The sequence below is a fragment of the Pseudomonas sp. R11F genome (assembly GCF_050312575.1).
Classification (GTDB): Bacteria; Pseudomonadota; Gammaproteobacteria; order Pseudomonadales; family Pseudomonadaceae; genus Aquipseudomonas; species Aquipseudomonas palleroniana.
On the sequence record NZ_JBNPJU010000020.1, the window covers coordinates 1 to 19,023 of the forward strand.

The 19,023-nt window shown below is 60.5% G+C and carries 19 protein-coding genes; 11 read left to right on the forward strand and 8 right to left on the reverse strand.

What is annotated here, in order from left to right; all coding sequences use genetic code 11:
* Positions 1-384: 384 nt before the first annotated feature.
* Both ACQRBV_RS05775 and ACQRBV_RS05780 read right to left on the reverse strand, forming a co-directional pair.
* Positions 385-1,878, reverse strand: coding sequence for a CoA-acylating methylmalonate-semialdehyde dehydrogenase (locus ACQRBV_RS05775; RefSeq protein ID WP_060755747.1), 1,494 nt, complete (start codon positions 1,876-1,878; stop codon positions 385-387).
* Between the two features lie 39 nt (positions 1,879-1,917).
* On the reverse strand, positions 1,918-3,267 hold the full coding sequence (locus tag ACQRBV_RS05780) for an aspartate aminotransferase family protein (protein WP_060755746.1): 1,350 nt from the start codon (positions 3,265-3,267) through the stop codon (positions 1,918-1,920).
* A 126-nt stretch (positions 3,268-3,393) separates the two neighbouring features.
* On the opposite strand from ACQRBV_RS05780, the gene ACQRBV_RS05785 reads away from it, so the two are divergent.
* The 6 genes from ACQRBV_RS05785 to ACQRBV_RS05810 all read left to right on the forward strand — a co-directional run bounded on the left by ACQRBV_RS05785 (position 3,394) and on the right by ACQRBV_RS05810 (position 9,511).
* Positions 3,394-4,314: a LysR family transcriptional regulator gene (locus ACQRBV_RS05785; protein WP_060755745.1), complete on the forward strand. Its 921-nt coding sequence runs from the start codon at positions 3,394-3,396 to the stop codon at positions 4,312-4,314.
* 89 nt (positions 4,315-4,403) lie between these two features.
* A complete protein-coding gene (locus tag ACQRBV_RS05790; protein ID WP_244697380.1) occupies positions 4,404-5,789 on the forward strand; it encodes a uracil-xanthine permease family protein in 1,386 nt (461 codons plus the stop codon).
* Positions 5,790-5,885: 96 nt separating this feature from the next.
* Positions 5,886-6,545 carry a TetR/AcrR family transcriptional regulator gene (locus tag ACQRBV_RS05795; protein WP_060755744.1) on the forward strand — a complete coding sequence of 220 codons (660 nt, stop codon included), beginning with the start codon at positions 5,886-5,888 and terminating at the stop codon, positions 6,543-6,545.
* A gap of 12 nt (positions 6,546-6,557) precedes the next feature.
* Positions 6,558-7,139 carry an IMPACT family protein gene (locus ACQRBV_RS05800; RefSeq protein ID WP_060755743.1) on the forward strand — a complete coding sequence of 194 codons (582 nt, stop codon included), beginning with the start codon at positions 6,558-6,560 and terminating at the stop codon, positions 7,137-7,139.
* Positions 7,140-7,324: 185 nt separating this feature from the next.
* The gene (locus ACQRBV_RS05805) at positions 7,325-8,011 is read left to right on the forward strand and encodes an SDR family oxidoreductase (protein WP_060755742.1); all 687 of its coding nucleotides are present in this window, start codon (positions 7,325-7,327) and stop codon (positions 8,009-8,011) included.
* 144 nt (positions 8,012-8,155) lie between these two features.
* Positions 8,156-9,511 carry an 8-oxoguanine deaminase gene (locus tag ACQRBV_RS05810; protein ID WP_060755741.1) on the forward strand — a complete coding sequence of 452 codons (1,356 nt, stop codon included), beginning with the start codon at positions 8,156-8,158 and terminating at the stop codon, positions 9,509-9,511.
* Here the strand turns inward: ACQRBV_RS05810 and ACQRBV_RS05815 are convergent, their stop codons facing one another.
* The gene (locus tag ACQRBV_RS05815; protein ID WP_060755740.1) at positions 9,512-10,603 is read right to left on the reverse strand and encodes a calcium:proton antiporter; all 1,092 of its coding nucleotides are present in this window, start codon (positions 10,601-10,603) and stop codon (positions 9,512-9,514) included.
* A gap of 192 nt (positions 10,604-10,795) precedes the next feature.
* On the opposite strand from ACQRBV_RS05815, the gene ACQRBV_RS05820 reads away from it, so the two are divergent.
* Positions 10,796-11,749, forward strand: a complete 954-nt coding sequence (locus ACQRBV_RS05820) for an adenosine deaminase (RefSeq protein ID WP_411985127.1) — start codon at positions 10,796-10,798, stop codon at positions 11,747-11,749.
* 65 nt (positions 11,750-11,814) lie between these two features.
* Here the strand turns inward: ACQRBV_RS05820 and ACQRBV_RS05825 are convergent, their stop codons facing one another.
* The 3 genes from ACQRBV_RS05825 to ACQRBV_RS05835 all read right to left on the reverse strand — a co-directional run bounded on the left by ACQRBV_RS05825 (position 11,815) and on the right by ACQRBV_RS05835 (position 15,054).
* Positions 11,815-13,185 (reverse strand): MFS transporter, encoded by a 1,371-nt coding sequence (locus ACQRBV_RS05825; RefSeq protein ID WP_411985126.1) that lies wholly within the window; start codon positions 13,183-13,185, stop codon positions 11,815-11,817.
* Between the two features lie 109 nt (positions 13,186-13,294).
* Complete coding sequence (locus ACQRBV_RS05830) at positions 13,295-13,990, reverse strand: ArsR/SmtB family transcription factor (RefSeq protein ID WP_411985125.1); 696 nt, start codon at positions 13,988-13,990, stop codon at positions 13,295-13,297.
* A 134-nt stretch (positions 13,991-14,124) separates the two neighbouring features.
* The gene (locus ACQRBV_RS05835; RefSeq protein WP_411985124.1) at positions 14,125-15,054 is read right to left on the reverse strand and encodes a LysR family transcriptional regulator; all 930 of its coding nucleotides are present in this window, start codon (positions 15,052-15,054) and stop codon (positions 14,125-14,127) included.
* A 116-nt stretch (positions 15,055-15,170) separates the two neighbouring features.
* Here ACQRBV_RS05835 and ACQRBV_RS05840 point away from each other — a divergent pair, with 116 nt between their 5' ends.
* From ACQRBV_RS05840 to ACQRBV_RS05850, 3 genes are all read left to right on the forward strand, one after another.
* Complete coding sequence (locus tag ACQRBV_RS05840; RefSeq protein ID WP_060755735.1) at positions 15,171-15,464, forward strand: putative quinol monooxygenase; 294 nt, start codon at positions 15,171-15,173, stop codon at positions 15,462-15,464.
* Positions 15,465-15,488: 24 nt separating this feature from the next.
* Positions 15,489-16,502 carry a zinc-binding alcohol dehydrogenase family protein gene (locus ACQRBV_RS05845; RefSeq protein WP_060755734.1) on the forward strand — a complete coding sequence of 338 codons (1,014 nt, stop codon included), beginning with the start codon at positions 15,489-15,491 and terminating at the stop codon, positions 16,500-16,502.
* 145 nt (positions 16,503-16,647) lie between these two features.
* A complete protein-coding gene (locus ACQRBV_RS05850) occupies positions 16,648-16,821 on the forward strand; it encodes a hypothetical protein (RefSeq protein WP_162843517.1) in 174 nt (57 codons plus the stop codon).
* Between the two features lie 7 nt (positions 16,822-16,828).
* Here the strand turns inward: ACQRBV_RS05850 and ACQRBV_RS05855 are convergent, their stop codons facing one another.
* Both ACQRBV_RS05855 and ACQRBV_RS05860 read right to left on the reverse strand, forming a co-directional pair.
* Positions 16,829-18,022, reverse strand: a complete 1,194-nt coding sequence (locus ACQRBV_RS05855; RefSeq protein ID WP_090366998.1) for a multidrug effflux MFS transporter — start codon at positions 18,020-18,022, stop codon at positions 16,829-16,831.
* 87 nt (positions 18,023-18,109) lie between these two features.
* Positions 18,110-18,307 (reverse strand): heavy-metal-associated domain-containing protein, encoded by a 198-nt coding sequence (locus ACQRBV_RS05860; protein ID WP_060755732.1) that lies wholly within the window; start codon positions 18,305-18,307, stop codon positions 18,110-18,112.
* A gap of 289 nt (positions 18,308-18,596) precedes the next feature.
* Between ACQRBV_RS05860 and ACQRBV_RS05865 the strand changes: the two genes are divergently transcribed.
* Complete coding sequence (locus ACQRBV_RS05865) at positions 18,597-18,977, forward strand: hypothetical protein (RefSeq protein ID WP_411985123.1); 381 nt, start codon at positions 18,597-18,599, stop codon at positions 18,975-18,977.
* The last annotated feature ends 46 nt before the right edge of the window (positions 18,978-19,023 follow it).

The following is a 19,023-nucleotide window of genomic DNA, read 5'->3' on the forward strand; positions in this document are numbered from 1 at the left end:
AAGCTTTCGAAGATTTCTTCAACAACTTCAACCACTTGCGCTTCCGATCTCTCGTTAGCGGGAGGCGAATTCTACAGCGTTACACGCTGCTGTCAACACCTCTTTTTCTCCGCTTTCGACCGAGAAGATCGAACCGTTGATAGAGCCAAACAACACCGCCCTATCAACTCCTTCTGGGCTTCGATGAACTGAAGCTATTCGCTGCCTGAATCTTCGTAACTTCTTGTTTACCAAGGAGTTTTCAGTTTCGACTGCGCCGGAAGTGGGGCGAATTATAGACAGATACAATTTGCCGTCAACCGCTTTTTTTCACATTTCTGTCATATCAGCCAAAAAAGCCCCAAAAACACAAAGCCGGCCCAAAGGGCCGGCTTTCCGTTCACCTTACAAACTAGGGAAGGCAAACTGCGACGCTTCATGGCTGGCACGTTGCGGCCAACGCTGGGTGATCGCCTTGCGACGGGTATAGAAACGCACCCCGTCCGGCCCATAGGCATGCAAGTCGCCAAACAGCGAACGCTTCCAGCCTCCGAAGCTGTGATAGGCCACCGGCACCGGCAGTGGAACGTTTACGCCAACCATACCCACTTCAATCTCATCACAGAACAAGCGTGCTGCTTCCCCGTCACGGGTGAAGATGCAGGTGCCATTACCGTATTCGTGATCGTTGATCAGTTGCATCGCGGCTTCCAGGCTGTTCACCCGGACCACACACAACACAGGCCCAAAGATCTCTTCTTTATAGATCCGCATCTCGGGGGTCACACGGTCAAACAGGCTGCCGCCCAGGAAGAAGCCTTCTTCATGCCCGGAAACACTCAGGCCACGACCATCCACCACCAGCTCGGCACCCGACGCCACACCGTCTTCTATATAACCACTGACCTTATCCCGTGCCTGGCCTGTCACCAACGGCCCCATATCCAGGCCACAAGAAGTGCCCGCACCAATCTTCAGCGCCTTGACCTGCGGCACCAACTTGGCAATCAACGCGTCCGCCACCTGGTCGCCCACGCATACGGCCACCGAGATAGCCATGCAACGCTCGCCACAGGAACCATACGCCGCTCCCATCAAAGCACTGACGGCGTTGTCCAGATCGGCATCCGGCATCAGAACCGCATGGTTCTTCGCCCCACCCAGCGCTTGCACGCGCTTGCCACGCTTGGTGGCTTCGGCATAGATGTACTCGGCAATCGGAGTCGAGCCAACAAAGCTCAGGGCTTTTACTTCGGGTGCTTCGATCAGCGCATCCACTGCCCCCTTGTCCCCGTGCACCACGTTCAGCACGCCTTTTGGCAGACCCGCTTCTTGCAGCAGTTGCGCGATCAGCAACGTTGAACTCGGATCACGCTCCGACGGTTTCAGGATAAAACAGTTACCGCAGACGATCGCCAGCGGATACATCCACAATGGCACCATCGCAGGGAAGTTGAACGGGGTGATACCCGCGACCACACCCAGCGGCTGGAAGTCCGACCATGCATCAATGTTCGGCCCCACGTTGCGGCTGTATTCACCCTTGAGAATCTCCGGCGCCGAGCAGGCGTACTCGACGTTCTCGATCCCGCGCTTCAGCTCACCTGCGGCGTCCTCCAGAGTCTTGCCGTGCTCTTCACTGATCAACTGCGAGATACGCGCCTCGTTCTGCTCCAGCAATTGCTTGAAACGAAACATCACCTGGGCACGCCTGGCTGGCGGGGTATTACGCCAGGCCGGAAACGCAGCCTTGGCCGAGTCGATCGCCTGTTGAATGGTTTCGCGACTGGCCAATGGCACTTGGTGGATCACCTGGCCGGTAGACGGGTTGTACACATCGGCGCTACGACCGCTGTCATTGACCAGTTCACCGTTGATCAAGTGTTGGATAAGGCTCATGCAAGGCTCCTGAAACGTTGTTCTATATAGAAGGAGAAATCAGTCGATCTTGTTCAGCACTTCGCCGACCGCGTCGAACAAGCGATCCAGATCCTGCGGCTTACTGTTGAAGGTTGGCCCGAACTGCAGGGTGTCCCCGCCAAAGCGCACATAGAAACCAGCCTTCCACAAGGCCATACCGGCTTCGAATGGACGCACGATCGCATCACCGTCACGCGCGGCAATCTGGATAGCGCCGGCCAGGCCATAGTTGCGAATATCGATCACATTCTTGCTGCCCTTCAAACCATGCAGCGCATTCTCAAAGTGCGGGGCGACTTCAGCCACGCTCTGCACCAGGTTTTCCTTCTGCAACAAGTCCAGTGCCGCCAGGCCGGCTGCACAAGCCACCGGGTGCGCCGAGTAGGTGTAGCCGTGCGGGAACTCCACGGCGTACTCAGGCGTCGCCTGATTCATGAAGGTCTGATAGATCTCGCTGCTGGCAATCACTGCGCCCATCGGGATTGCGCCGTTGGTGACCTGTTTGGCGATGCACATCAGGTCCGGGGTCACTCCAAAGCTCTGCGCACCGAACATCGAGCCGGTACGACCGAAACCGGTGATCACTTCATCGAACACCAACAGGATGTTGTGCTGATCACAGATTTCACGCAGACGCTTCAGATACCCCTGAGGCGGCACCAGTACGCCAGCGGAGCCAGCCATCGGCTCGACAAATACAGCAGCGATGTTCGAGGCGTCGTGCAACTCGATCAATTTGAGCAGCTCATCGGCCAGCGCAATCCCACCCTGCTCCGGCATGCCACGGGAAAAAGCATTGCTCGCCAGCAAGGTGTGCGGCAGATGGTCAACATCCATCATTGCCTGGCCAAACATCTTACGGTTGCCGTTGACACCACCCAGGCTGGTGCCGGCGATGTTCACACCGTGATAGCCACGGGCGCGGCCGATCATCTTGGTCTTGGTCGCCTGGCCCTTCAGGCGCCAGTAGGCGCGCACCATCTTCACCGCCGTATCGGCACACTCGGAGCCGGAGTCGGTGAAGAACACGTGGTTCAGGTTGCCCGGGGTCAGATCGGTGATCTTTTCCGCCAACTGAAAGGACAGTGGATGACCATATTGGAAGCCTGGGGAGTAATCAAGGGTACTCAATTGCTTGGCGACCGCCTCCTGAATCTCCTTGCGGGTGTGCCCTGCGCCGCAGGTCCACAAGCCCGACAACGAGTCGTACACCTTGCGGCCCTTGTCATCGGTCAACCAACTGCCTTCGGCAGCCACGATCAGGCGCGGGTCACGCTGGAAGTTACGGTTGGCGGTGTAAGGCATCCAGTGGGCATCCAACTTCAGTTGGCTGGCCAGGGACGAAGGGGCGTTTTCGGGCATGTTCATCAGCAAAACCTCGCAGGGCAAAAGGCAGCGTCGGGATTGGAAAGCACAGGTTGCAGCTAAGTTGCCACGGCGATAAAGTCGGTGAAATCCAACTCTTCTAACCTTCAGTCAGGCTTTTACTAAACTATGAGCAGCCGTCGCCCCGATCCCCTGGCCCAAGTCAGCGACTTCGATATTCGCCTGCTGCGCATTTTTCGCAGCGTGGTGGAATGCGGTGGCTTCTCGGCAGCTGAAACCGTGCTGGGCATTGGGCGCTCAGCCATCAGCCAACAAATGAGCGACCTGGAGCAACGCCTCGGCTTGAGGTTGTGCCAGCGCGGACGTGCCGGTTTTTCCCTGACGGAAGAAGGCCGCGAGGTTTATCAGTCGGCCCTGCAACTTTTGAGTGCCCTGGAAAGTTTCCGCACCGAGGTCAACGGCCTGCACCAGCATTTGCGCGGCGAGCTGATCATCGGTCTCACCGACAACCTGGTCACCCTGCCGCACATGCGCATCACCCATGCCCTGGCGCAGTTGAAAGAACGCGGCCCGGACGTGCAGATCCAGATCCGCATGATCGCGCCCAATGAGGTCGAACAAGGCGTGCTCGACGGCCGCCTGCATGTCGGCGTAGTCCCCCAGGCCAGCGCCCTCTCGGGGCTTGAATACCAACCGCTGTACAGCGAACGGTCGCTGCTTTACTGCGCGGTCGGCCACCCGCTGTTTTATGCCGACGACACGCTGCTGGACGACGCCCGCATCGACAGCCAGGACGCCATCGCCCCCACCTTCCGCCTGCCCGCCGAGATCCAGGCCCATTATCAGGCCCTCAACTGCACCGCCAGCGCATCGGACCGCGAAGGCATGGCGTTCCTGATCCTCACCGGGCGTTACATCGGTTATCTGCCCGACCACTACGCCAGCCTCTGGGTACAACAAGGCCGACTACGTGCGCTGAAACCGGCTACACGCTTTTACGATTTAAGCCTGGCATCGGTCACGCGCAAGGGCCGGCGCCCTCATTTGGTGCTCGAAAGCTTCCTCGAAAGCCTGGCCGCAACGCGCTAACTCGGGCCTCGCACAAAAAAGCTGAGCAACTGGACAGCTTTTTGCAAGAGAGCCAGGACCTTGAACCGTCCGCCTTGAGTTTGCCCGCCATGCCACCAGATTCCGCCAACACCAATGACCTGATCTACGGCCTCAACGACCGGCCAAAACCCGCCGCCGCCTGCCTGGCCGCCTTGCAACACGTGCTGGCCGCCTTCGTCGGCATCATTACCCCGCCGCTGATCATCGGTTCCACATTGGGCCTGACCGCCCATTTGCCCTACCTGATCAGCATGGCGCTCATGGTCTCCGGTGTAGGGACCTTCATCCAGGCGCGTAGGCCGTTTGGGATAGGCGCCGGCATGATCTGCCTGCAAGGCACCAGTTTTGCGTTTCTCGGTGCGGTGCTGTCGGCGGGTTTCCTGGTCAAACAACGCGGCGGCAGCCCGGAGGACATCATGGCGATGATCTTCGGCGTGTGCTTTTTCGGCGCCGCGGTGCAGATTCTGTTGAGCCGTTTCATCGGCCAGTTGCGCCGGGTAATCACGCCGTTGGTGACCGGGATTGTCATCACGCTGATCGGCATCAGCCTGATCAAAGTGGGCATCACCGACCTGGGCGGAGGTTTCAACGCGCCGGACTTCGGCGCTCCCGGCAATCTGGCCCTGGGCCTGTTCGTGGTACTGACGATCATCCTGCTCAATCGCTCGAACACGCCGTGGGTGCGTCTCTCGGCGATCATCATCGGCCTGGCCCTCGGCAGCCTTGCGGCGTGGCTGAGCGGCAAACTGGTCCCTCAAGCCCTGCCCGACTTGCCCGTAATCAGCTTGCCGATCCCGTTTCGCTTTGGTTTCAATTTCGACTGGAGCGCTTTCCTGCCGATCGCGCTGATTTACCTGATCAGCAGCATCGAAACCGTTGGCGACCTCACCGCCAATTGCATGATTGCCCGTCAACCTATCAGCGGCCCTTCTTACATAAGCCGACTCAAGGGCGGCGTCCTGGGCGATGGTGTCAGTTGCATGATCGCCGCCACGTTCAGCGCCTTTCCCAACACCACCTTTGCGCAGAACAACGGCGTCATCCAGCTCACCGGCGTGGCCAGCCGCTACGTCGGTTTATACATAGGCGTCTTGCTGTTCTGTCTCGGTTTGTTTCCGCTGGTGGGTGCCATCCTGCAGCAAATCCCCAAGCCGGTGCTGGGCGGTGCAACCCTGGTGATGTTCGGCAGCGTGGCCGCCGCCGGCGTGCGCATCCTCGCCCAGGCGCCGCTGGACCGGCGCAGCATGCTGATCATCGCCACCTCGTTTGGCGTGGGCCTGGGTATCGCCGCCCAACCCAACCTGCTGCATTTGATGCCACCCCTGGTGCAGAACCTGTTCGACTCGGCCATCACCAGCGGCGGCCTGACCGCCATCCTGTTGTGCCTGTTATTGCCCGAAGCCAAAGCCACGCACATTGCCGCAAATCACACGGCGCAAAGCGACACGCTGTAACCGCTTTAAGGGTTTTATTGCATCGGGACTTGTCTGAGGCTTGAGGGTGGGTTATCTGTGCACACGTCGCCTCTATCGATCAGCACGGAAACCTCCATGAGCCTCGAAGTTCCTGCCCACAGCCACCACGCCGGCAAGCCCGCCAGCCGCATTCGACAAAAGAACGAACAAGCGATTCTTCAAGCAGCTGAAGATGAGTTCGCGCGCCACGGCTACAAAGGCACCAGCATGAACACCATCGCCTCGAGTGCCGGGCTGCCCAAGGCCAACCTGCATTACTACTTCACCAACAAACTGGGCCTGTATATCGCCGTGCTCAGCAACATCCTCGAACTGTGGGACAGCACCTTCAACGCGCTGACCGCCGAGGACGACCCAGCGGTGGCCCTTACCCGCTACATCCGCACCAAGATGGAGTTTTCCCGGCGACACCCACAAGCTTCGCGGATCTTCGCCATGGAGATCATCAGCGGCGGTGAATGCCTGACCGAATACTTCAGCCAAGACTACCGCGCCTGGTTCAGCGGCCGGGCGGCGGTGTTCCAGGCCTGGATCGAGGCTGGCAAGATGGACCCCATCGACCCCGTGCACCTGATCTTCCTGCTATGGGGCAGCACCCAGCACTATGCCGACTTCGCAACGCAAATCTGCCGCGTCACCGGCCGTACCAAGCTGACCAAACAGGATATGGAAGACGCCGGTACCAACCTGATCCATATCATTCTCAAAGGCTGTGGCATCAAGCCGGCCCTCTGAACGAAGCGACTTATGCCTTTCACGCTCACCGGCCTTTGCGAATTTCGTGAAGAAATCCGCAAAAGCCGCTTCATCACTCTCGCCGCGCCGATCACCAGCCCGCAGGACGCCCAGGCGTTCTTCGAGCAACACAGCGACCTCAACGCCACGCACAACTGTTGGGCCTGGAAGCTCGCCGATCAGTACCGTAGCAATGACGATGGCGAACCAGGCGGCACGGCCGGGCGGCCGATCCTGGCGGCTATCGAAGCCCAGGGGTTTGATCAGGTCGCCGTGCTGGTGATTCGCTGGTACGGCGGTATCCAGCTGGGTACGGGCGGTTTGGCCCGTGCCTATGGGGGTGGCGCGAACAAATGCCTGCAGAATGCCGAGCGTATCGAACTGATCAGCCGTGTACCGCTGAGCTGTGCCTGCGGGTTCTCCGAGTTGAACCTGGTGAAACTACGCGTCGCCGAACTGGGCGGCTTGGTGGTGGACGAACACTTCACCGCCAATGGCGTCGAACTACAACTCGCACTGGGCGAGGCTCACATCGATACCCTGCAAACCCAACTCGCCGACCTCAGCCGTGGGCGCATCCTGCTACAACGTTGAAACTGCCCACATGTACTGTGCACCTGCCTGTGGATAACCTGAGCACATCGGTCTGTAACCCTTCTGTCACAAGGGGTTGCGAGCACTGTTCGTTTTTTGCTCAACAACACTTGACCCCATTTGCCCAAGCCTGGGGTAATGTGGTCAGCCGAATTCACTGAACCGCGACTCCAAAGGAAGCCTTCATGTCTACGCCAAAAACCGCATTGATCATCGGCGCCTCGCGCGGGCTGGGCCTTGGCCTGGTCAAGCAATTGCTTCAGGACGGCTGGGACGTGACCGCCACCGTGCGTGATCCGAACAAGGCCGATGCCCTGAAAGCATTGGGCCCGGTGCATATCGAGAAGCTGGATATGGATGATCAACAAGCCGTGATCGCCTTGAGCCAGCGCCTCAAGGACCGCACTTTCGACCTGCTGTTCGTCAATGCCGGCGTCAAGGGCCCGGCCAATCAGGAGCCGGGCCACGCCACACTGGCGGAAGTCGGCCAATTGTTCTTCACCAACGCGGTGGCGCCGATCAACCTGGCCCAACGCTTCGTGGGGCGGATCCGTCAGGACAGTGGCGTATTGGCGTTCATGAGTTCGGTGCTGGGCAGCGTGACCATTCCCGACGGCTCGGACCTGGCGCTGTACAAGGCCAGCAAAGCCGCGCTCAACTCCATGACCAACAGCTTCATCACTCAACTCGGCGATCACAAGCTCACCGTGCTGTCGCTGCACCCGGGCTGGGTGAAGACCGACATGGGCGGGGAAGAAGCGCACATCGATGTCGACACCAGCGTACGCGGCCTGGTGGACCAGGTGAACGCCTACACCGGCAAAGGCGGCCATCACTTCATCGACTACAAGGGCGATACCATCGCCTGGTAAACCCTGTGGAGCGTTATCGATCGATTGCGGTCGATAACGCCCCACGCGTAGACTGCCCCCTCGCCTTCACCGGCGACCCTGGATCAGCAGACAGGGCAACACTGAGCTGGCAAACCTGAACCCATCATTCAGAGGAGCCGGCCAATGCCTGCGACCCGTATCTGGTTAAAAAACCCCCTCGCAATTTTCACTGCCAACGGCCTCGACGCCCGTGGCGGCCTGGTGCTGCAAGACGGCGTGATTGCCGAACTGCTGGCCCCAGGGCAAGAACCCGCGCAGCCCTGTGCACAGGTGTTCGATGCTCGCGAACATGTCGTTCTTCCCGGGTTGATCAACACCCACCACCACTTCTACCAGACCCTGACCCGCGCCTGGGCGCCCGTGGTCAACCAGCCGTTGTTCCCGTGGCTGAAAACCCTCTACCCGGTCTGGGCGCGACTGACCCCGGAAAAACTCGCGCTGGCGTCCAAGGTGGCGCTGGCCGAATTGCTGCTCTCGGGCTGCACCACGGCAGCGGATCACCACTACCTGTTCCCCGACGGCCTGGAAAACGCCATCGACGTGCAAGTGCAGAGCGTGCGTGAACTGGGGATGCGCGCCATGCTGACCCGCGGCTCCATGAGCCTGGGCGAAGCCGACGGTGGGCTGCCACCGCAGCAGACCGTCCAACAAGGCCAAGTGATTCTCGAAGACAGCCAACGCCTGATCCACACCTACCACGAGCGTGGCGAGGGCGCGCAGATCCAGATAGCCCTGGCGCCCTGCTCGCCGTTTTCCGTCACCCCGCAAATCATGCAAGCCAGCGCCGAACTGGCCGACACGCTCGACGTCCGCCTGCATACGCACCTGGCGGAAACCCTCGATGAAGAAGACTTCTGCCTGCAACGTTTCGGCCTGCGCACCGTGGACTATCTCGACAGTGTCGGTTGGCTCGGCCCGCGCACGTGGCTGGCCCACGGCATCCATTTCAACCCCGACGAGATCGCACGCCTGGGTGCCGCCGGCACCGGTATTTGCCATTGCCCCAGTTCGAATATGCGCCTGGCCTCGGGTATCTGCCCCACCCTGGACCTGCTCGCCGCCGGCGCGCCCATTGGCCTGGGCGTGGACGGTTCTGCGTCCAACGATGCGTCGAACATGATCCTTGAGGCCCGTCAGGCCCTGTATATCCAACGCCTGCGTTATGGTGCGGAAAAAATCACCCCTGAAGGCGTGCTGGGCTGGGCCACCAAAGGCTCGGCGCAATTGCTTGGGCGTACGGATATCGGTGAGTTGGCGGTCGGGAAGCAGGCCGACCTGGCGCTGTTCAAGCTCGATGAACTGCGTTTTTCCGGCAGCCACGACCCGATCTCGGCGCTGCTGTTGTGCGGCGCGGATCGTGCGGATCGGGTCATGGTCGGCGGCCAATGGCGGGTCATCGACGGCCAGGTCGAGGGCCTGGATCTGAAAGGCTTGATTGCCGATCACACCCAGGCGGCACGGCAGTTGATCGCCGGCTGATTACAAACCCAACAGCGACAACATGATAAAGGTCGCGAACAACACGAAATGGGTCATCCCTTCGATGGCGTTGGTTTCGCCATCGTTGAGGTTGATCGCGCTGACGATCAGCGTGATAAACACCATCACCGTTTGCACCGGCGTCATCGCCATCTGAAACGGCTGGCCGGTGTAGAGCGCCATGGCCTCCATCACCGGCACGGTCAGGATCACCGTCGATAACGAAGCGCCCAACGCGATGTTCACCACCGACTGCATGCGGTTGGCCAAGGCGGCGCGCAACGCGGTGAGGATTTCCGGTGCGGCCGAAATGGCCGCGACCACGATCGCCGTAATCACCGGCGGCGCGCCCGTGCCTTCCAGGCCCAGGTCGAGGGTCTTGGACATCACCTCGGCCAATGCGCCAATCACAATCACCCCAAACACCAACGTCGCGATGGAAAACGCCAGGTTGATCGGCGGCTCCTGGTGTTCTTCCGGCTGTTTCTTACGACGCTTTTCCGGGTAGCTGTAGCTGAAGAAATAACTGTGCGGCCCCACCTGCATGCGCAGGAACAAGGTGTAGAGCAACACCATCGCACCGATGGTAAACGCCGAGTAGATTTTCCAGTCAGCTTCAGGGATAAATTCCGGCACCACCATCGACACCCCCATGGCGGTGAGGATCATCACGCTGTAGGTGCGCGCCGAATCGTCATTGTAGGACTGTTCCCCATGCTTGATACCGCCCATCAGCGCGGCCAGGCCGAGGATGCCGTTGATATCGAGCATCACCGCCGAATAGATGGTGTCGCGCACCAGGGTGGGCGACGGCTCATTGCTCATCATGATCGCCAGGATCACCACTTCCACCAGCACGGCGGCCAGGGTCAGGATCATGGTGCCGTAGGGGTCGCCGACCTTTTCCGCCAATTGTTCGGCGTGATGGGCCACGCGCATCGAAGCCATCACGATAAAAACGATCAGCGCCAGGCCGGCGAGCAACGCGACCATTTGTCCGCTGTGGAGCATCCAGTGCTCCAGCGGGTAGGCGGCGATGGCGGCAACCAGCGCCAGGAGCATGAATTTTTCTTGCTTGAGGGATGTGAGCATTCCGGGCCTTATCAAACAGCTAATCAGTCATTGATGGGGTACAGACTACGGCACATCGCTAACGTTTCGTTACACCTTAGTTCACGCTGCTCTCGCGTGAACCAAGCAAAACTCTCCTGCTGGTCAGGTTTTGCCAAATATTTCGTCCATGGCCTGTAGAATGCCGCCATTGCACCTGATGAGAAACTAGACATGTACGATTGGCTCAACGCCCTGCCCAAGGCTGAACTGCACCTGCACCTGGAAGGCTCGCTGGAGCCTGAGTTGCTGTTCGCCCTGGCCGAGCGCAACAAGATTGCGCTGCCGTGGAACGACGTCGAAACCCTGCGCAAGGCTTACGCCTTCAACAACCTGCAGGAATTTCTCGACCTGTATTACAAGGGCGCCGACGTGCTGCGCACCTCCCAGGACTTCTACGACCTGACCTGGGCCTACCTGCTGCGCTGCAAAGCACAGAACGTGATCCACACCGAACCCTTCTTCGACCCGCAAACTCATACCGACCGTGGTGTGCCGTTCGAAGTGGTGCTCAACGGCATCGCCGCCGCACTGAAAGATGGCGAGCAGCAACTGGGGATCACCAGCGGTTTGATCTTGAGTTTCCTGCGCCACCTGAGCGAAGCCGAGGCCGAGAAAACCCTCGACCAGGCCCTGCCGTTCCGTGATGCATTCGTGGCTGTGGGCCTGGACAGTTCGGAGATGGGTCACCCGCCGAGCAAGTTCCAGCGCGTGTTCGACCGTGCCCGCCACGAAGGCTTCCTCACCGTGGCCCACGCGGGTGAAGAAGGCCCGCCCGAGTACATCTGGGAAGCCATCGACCTGCTGAAAATCCAGCGTATCGACCATGGCGTGCGGGCCATCGAAGACGAGCGCCTGATGCAGCGCATCATCGACGAGCAGATCCCATTGACCGTGTGCCCGCTGTCCAACACCAAACTGTGCGTGTTCGACGACATGGCCCAGCACAACATCCTCGACATGCTTGAGCGTGGCGTGAAGGTGACGGTGAACTCGGATGACCCGGCGTACTTCGGCGGTTATGTCACCGAGAACTTCCACGCGCTGTACACCTCGCTGGACATGACCCAGGACCAGGCCAAGCGCCTGGCGCAGAACAGCCTGGATGCGCGCCTGGTAAAGCCATAACGCAATAAATGCAGCTCGACAGGTGAGAGGGGGGCTGACCCCCTCTCACACTGTGCTCGTCAACTTCAGGCTTGCGTCAGTTCTTCCAGAGTCTTGCCCTTCGTCTCCATCCCGAATACCCACACCACTAGTGCCGCCACTGCAAAGCACAGCGCGCCCAAGGCAAACACCCCGCCCTGCCCGGTAACCGGGAACACCAACCCCGTCACCAACGGCCCCAGCAATGAGCCGACCCGACCAATCGCCGAGGCGAACCCCGAGCCGGTCGCCCGTGCCGAGGTGGGATACAACTCCGGCGTGTAGGTGTACAGCACCGCCCACATGCCAAACAGAAAGAACTGCATCAATAAACCCGAGGTGATCAGCAAACCGACATTGCCGCCGAACACCGCGCTCTGCCCATACACAAACGCCATCACCCCGCCGCCGAGCAAGGTCACCACGCACACCGGCTTACGCCCCCAGCGCTCCACCAACCAGGCGGCCATCAGGAACCCGGGGATGCCACCCAGGGAAATGATCACGGTGTAATACACCGACTGGGTCACCGCAAAACCTGACTGCTGCAGCAATGCACTCAGCCACGAAGTCAGGCCGTAAAAACCGAGCAAGGCAAAGAACCAGACGCACCAGATCATCATCGTGCGCTGGCGATACTGCGCCGACCACAATTGCTGGAATGCCGAAAAAAACGTCCCCGGCGTGCCTTCCACCCGTGGCAGGCGGATCGGCTCCGGCAAATCGACGCGGCCCAATGAAGCACGCACCTTCTGTTCGATACCCTGCAAGACCTGGTCGGCAGCCGCATGCCGCCCGGCCTGCTCCAGCCAGCGCGGCGACTCCGGGATAAAAAACCGAATCGCCAATACAAACACCGCCGGCACCGCCAGCACCAGGAAGATGTCACGCCAGCCAATCACCGGCAGCAGGAAGTAAGACAGCACACCCGCCGCCACAAACCCCAGCGGCCAGAAGCCATCCATCAACGCAATGTACCGACCACGCCCCTTGGCCGGAATCAGTTCCGACAGCATCGACTGGGCAATCGGGAACTCCATGCCCATGCCGATCCCCAGCAAGATACGAAACAACGTCAGCATCTCCAGCGTCTGCGCCGTGGAACACAGGTAGCTGGCAATGCCCCATAACACGATGCTCCACTGGAACACCGGCTTACGGCCAAAGCGATCAGCCAACATGCCCGACAACGAAGCGCCGACCACCATGCCGAAAAAGCTCGAACTGGCCAGTAACCCGGCCTGGGCCGTGCTCAGGCCAAACTCGGTTTTGATGGAACCTAACAGGAAGGTCATCATCGCCAAGTCCATGGAGTCGAAGAAAAACGCCAGGGCGATAATGATAAAGATGATTCGGTGGTAGCCGCTGATGGGCAACCGTTCCAGACGCTCCGCCGCGCTATAGCCCTGTAAACCCATGCCGCACCCCCAGTGTGAAAATCCCCTCGGTCAGTGTGCGGCATCATTGGCGCGGGTTATTGCTGGATGCGACCTGGTCGAAACCCTGAACGACGCCGGCCGACGGGCGTCAGGGTTGCTCGGGCGCCGCGATCGACAGGATGTGTGCAAGCCCGACGTCGTTCACTAACAAGGCCCGAAACTCGTTGATCACACTGATCCAGTTCGACTGCAGGAACAGTTGCAGCAGCCCCACGCCCAAGGCGCCACCCAAGTGGGGTTGTGGCTGGCTCCAGTCGAAACAGTCGCAGACCAGCGGCGACGCCAGCGCCTGAGTAAAAATACCCAGGTCTGCCAGGCATTGCGCGCCCTTGACCGTGACTTCGATACGTTGTTCGTGACGCTCAATCCAACCCGCCGCCAACATGCGCTGATACAACCCCGCCGCCAACTCCCCGCCGAGGTGCCCATGGCACAACCGGGCACGGCGCAACAACGGCGGTGCCACCAACGCCGGTGGCGAAACAGCGGGGCGGCTACGGGCAGCGCTGGCCATGGTGGTACTGGCCAGCGCGTCGATGGCGGCACTCACATCGGCGGCCGCCACACGAAACAGGCGCTTGCCGCGTCGGGCCTCGGTGAGCAGCAGGCCGCTTGCGGTCAGCCGAGCCAAATGGGCGTTGGCCGACGCGGCGGACAACCCGGTGAGCAGCGCCAACTCCTCTGAAGATTTCACGGAACCGTCCATCAAGGCCCAGAGCATGGCCGTACGTTTAGGCTCGGCGAGCAAGCTGGCGATCTGACTGATGCAAGGTGCTTCTTCCACGTATTCACTCCCTGTTGAATCATTTATCTGCTGCGGTTGGCGCCAAAGTATAGGTGCGCACCCCGCACGCACCGCCGGGTCTGACGCTGCAGATAGGGACAGGATCTGAGTGAAATTTCCTGCTGTGGTGGAAGCTATTGCCCAGGGTTCAAGCGCTCCGACCATTGCGCAGTCAATGTCGCACACCGGGATACCAGCATTTCCCGCAGCAAGTTGATCGGCTTGCTCAATTGCGCACGGTGGGCACATAGCAGATTGAGCGGTGTGCGCTCCCCGCGCAGATCAGGCAGGATCACCCGCAAACGCCCGGCCAGCACATCCGTGCTCACGTCCAACCAGGACTTGTAGGCAATGCCGACACCCGCGACAGCCCAGCGACGAACGACGTCGGCATCGTCACTGAAACGGTCACCGGCCACCGTCAGGCTCACTTCACGCCGGCCGTCGTGAAAACTCCAGCGATCGTGGACTCGGCTGCCGAGCATATAGAGCAGGCAATTATGCTGGGCCAGTTGCTCCAGGTGCCGGGGCTCGCCATACCGGGCGAGGTAGCTGGGGGCGGCACACAGCACGCGAACATTGTCCGGGGCGATGGGCAGTGCAATCAGGCTCGAGTCCTCGGGCTCGCCGTAGCGCAAGGCAATATCGACAGGCTGGCGGAACAGGTCGGCAATGCGATCGCCCAGCAACAGGCGCACCGCCAGTTGCGGGTATTCACGCTGGAACTCATCCAGCCATGGCAACAGCTGGTTACGCCCGAAGTCCGAGGGCGCCGACAATTGCAACACGCCGCTGACATGGTCCTGGCCACTGGCCAATAAGCGCCGTCCTTCGTCCAGCGAACTCAATGCGGCACGGGCGTATTCCAGGAAACCTTCACCTTCGGCAGTCAACCGCAGGCTGCGCGTCGAGCGCGCCAATAAGCGCGTACCCAGTTGCTGTTCGATGCGCTTGAGCGCAGCGCTGGCCACCGCGGGCGACAGGTCCATGACCCTCGCCGCGGCAGACAGGCTGCCCAGGTCCGCCGCGCGCACAAACAGCTGCAAATCATCGAAGCGCAGCATGTGTTCTCGCTCATTATCAAAAATTTATTGAAACAGCCTGCTGTTTTAGCCGCTTTTTCCTTCACGGGAAATAGCCAATCATCTATCCACCGCTTATCACGTGCCAGGAGTTGAGTATGTCTGCTGCCTTTAATGTCATTGCCACGCTGGTTGCCAAACCCGGCCAACAGGCCACGCTGGAAACCCTGCTGCGCGGCCTGCTGGAACCGACCCGCCTCGAAGCCGGTTGCGAGCAGTACGACCTGCACCAGGACCTGCAACACCCCGAAACTTTCTACATGCTCGAACGTTGGAGCGACGATGCGGCGCTGGCCGACCACGACCAGAGTGCACATATCCAGAGTTTCCGCGCCAAAGCCGCGGATGTCCTCGAACACTTCGAACTCAAGCGCCTGAAATTTCTCGCCTGATTACCGCCCTTTTCCGGAGCCCCCATGAAAGCCATTGCCTACTACGCCTCACTGCCGATCAACGATCCCCAATCCCTGCAAGACATCGAACTGCCGGAGCCCGTCGCCGGCCCACGCGACTTGCTGGTAGAAGTCAAAGCCATCTCGGTCAACCCGGTGGACACCAAGGTGCGCCACAACGTCGCCCCGGAAAATGGCGCCGCCAAGGTGCTGGGCTGGGACGTGGCCGGTGTGGTCAAGGCGGTCGGCAGCGACGTGACGCTGTTCAAGGCCGGCGACAAAGTGTTCTACGCCGGTTCGCTGGTGCGCCCGGGTGGCAACAGTGAGCTGCACACGGTGGATGAGCGTATCGTCGGGCATATGCCCAAGAGCCTGGGTTTCGCCGAAGCGGCCGCCCTGCCGCTGACCGCCATCACCGCCTGGGAGCTGCTGTTCGAGCGCCTGCAAATCCGTGAAGGTCAGGAAGACCAGGGCCAGAGCTTGCTGATCGTTGGCGCGGCCGGTGGCGTAGGTTCGATCCTGACCCAACTGGCCAGCCGGCTCACCGCGCTGAAAGTCATCGGCACGGCCTCGCGCCCCGAGACTCAGGAATGGGCCAAGGCACTGGGCGCCGATCTGGTGGTCGACCACAGCCAACCACTGAGCGAAGCCTTGAAAGCCGCCGGCCACCCGCAGGTGACCCACGTTGCCAGCCTGACCCAGACCGACCATCACCTGGACCAACTGGTTGAAGCCCTGCTACCTCAAGGCAAGCTGGCACTGATCGACGATCCCAAGGCGCTGGACGTGAGCAAACTCAAGCGCAAGAGCCTGTCGCTGCATTGGGAGTTCATGTACACCCGCTCGATGTTCGAGACCCCTGACATGATCGAACAGCACAACCTGCTCAATCGCGTCGCTCAACTGATCGACGCCGGCACCTTGAAAACCACGGTCGGCGAGCACTTCGGCGTGATCAACGCAGCGAACCTGCGACGCGCCCACGCCCTGCTGGAAAGCGGCAAGGCCAAGGGCAAGATCGTGCTTGAAGGGTTCTGAATAACAGCGGTCGGAGGCGTCCATTATTCATGTGGGTAATGGACGACACCATTAGTCCGAGAGTTGATCTTTGTCATATTTACGCGCGCATTCGGGTTTATATTGGCCGCCTTTGCCACGATTCTTTTACGTGAGGAAGTCAGCAATGAAGATCCTGATAAAAGCGTTAGCAAAATCCCAATGGGAAGTCCGCCTGGACCAAAAAGCCATTACCTTTCGCAGTGAGGCCGAAGCCCGAGCTTTTGCCGACACCCTGAAAGCCCGAATCCAGGCGCCCCACCACATTCCCCTCAGCCAGCAGCACTACGCCGCCGGCTGATCGCGCGTCAGACCTGCGCCTGCATGGCCCTGGCCCGTTGCAGGCGCTGGGTCGACACCGCCACCGTCACCGCCAAGACACCGCACAAGCTGATGACCATTGCCATCGGCATGGCCGTGCCGTCGTGCAACACGCCGACCAACGAAGCAGCCCCTGCCGCCACACCAAACTGAATGCAACCGAGCAACGCCGACGCACTGCCGGCCCGTGCCCCCTGCCCGGCCATGGCACAGGCCGAGGTGTTGGGCAAAATGCAGCCCAGGCTTGCGATGCAAATGAACAGCGGCACCAGCAATGGCCACAACGCTTCGGTGCGCAACGCGGCGATACCGAGCAAAGTCAACGCCGCCAGCACGTACACCCACACCGTGCGCGACAGCAGAAACGCCGGGCCGCGCTTGGACAGCAGCCGTGCATTGAGTTGCGCCACCAGAATGAAACCTGCGGCATTGGAACCGAACAGCCAGCCGTAATGCTCCGGGGCCACGCCATAGAGCTTGATGAACACGAACGGTGAACCGGCGATGTAGGCAAACATCCCGGCAATCGAGATCCCCCCGGTGAGGGCGTAGCCGAGGTAGACCCGATCCGACAGCAGCGCACCGTAGCGGCGCAGCGAGCCGGAGAGCGGCTGGCGCGGCTTGTCGGCCGGAAAGGTTTCCGGCAATCCGACCGCGACAGCCAGGGCCGCCATCACGCTGAACATCGATAGCGCCAAAAAGATCGACTGCCAGCCCCACAGGCCGACCATCACCCCGCCCGCCAACGGCGCGAGGATGGGTGCCAGGCCGGTCACCAGCATCAGTTGCGAATACACCTTGGCCGAGCCCACGGCATCACATTTGTCGCTGACCACCGCACGGGAAATCACCATGCCCGCACATCCGCCGAGGGCTTGGACGAAACGCGCACCGATCAGCCACTCCAGCGACGGCGCATAGGCGCACGCGAATGAGGCCAGGGTGAACAAGGTCACACCGCTGAGCAGTGGGCCGCGTCGGCCAAACCGGTCCGCCAGCGGGCCGTAGATCAATTGGCCGATGGCCAAGCCGCCGAAATACACCGCCAGGGTCAACTGGATATGCTTCTCGTCGGTCGCGAAGGCCGTGGCCATGGCCGGAAAGCCGGGCAAGTAGAAATCGATCGCCAACGGCGCAAAGGCGCTCAAGGCGCCCAGAATCAGGATTATGCGGAGGTTCATCAGACACCCAAGTGAGTCGGCAGCTCGACAGTCTAGCCGCGCTTGGGTGTCATGAACATTAAGTTAGCTCGCTAACTATCAGAAAATTCAAGCGAGCCTGGCGCTGTAGCCTTCCTCACTGATCAGGCTGATCACCTGCTCGGCAGACAGACGGCTTTCAACCCCGACTTCCTTGGCCGCCAGGTCGACCTTCACACTCGCCGCCGGGTCCTGGCTTTGCACCGCCTGGGTCACGGCCCGGACGCAATGGCCGCAGGTCATTCCTTCAACACTGAATACTTGCATGATATTTCTCCTTGAACGAGGTAGGGAGTAGTGAGCGGGCTTGCCCCGCGCTGGGGGGCGAAGCCGCCCTATAACCAGGCGCCGCAGTTTTCCTGGAACACGGCGGCGGCCTTGTTGGGGCGGCTTCGCCACCCAGCGCGGGGCAAGCCCGCTCACTACAAGGTTGGAGGCAGTCTTGGGCTTGCCACGATGGCAAGGTCAAGTTCTGAAAATTTCTGCCGGGCTGGTATTCGGCGGCTTCAAAGGCCAAGCTTCACCCATCGTTGATTCAAACCACGGAGCATTCGCCATGCGCTGGTTGTTTTTTGCCCTTGCCGGCCTGATGGGCTTATCTGTCGCTGCGCCACAAGCCATAGCCGCTGAAGACTATGCGGTGTTGATCATTTCCCGAGAGCGCCTGGAAGTACCGACCAATTGTGAAATCGGCTTGTACCTGAACGACCAACTGGCGGGCCGACTGTTCCAGGAGCAGGCCACGTCCTTCAACCTGCCGGCGGGGTACCTGTCATTACGCCTGAAGCTGCTGCCGGGCCAGGCTCCAGGTTGCCTGCCGGGCCTGCTGGCGCCACCGGCGCAGAACATCACGCTGAAGGCCGGGGATGTACGCAAGTTGCGTATCGCTCAGGGTCCGGACGGCATGTACCTGAAACCCGCCGCACTGGAATACTGATCGGCCCTTGACCTTCCCCACAGGTCAAGGTTGATCCTAGGGGCAA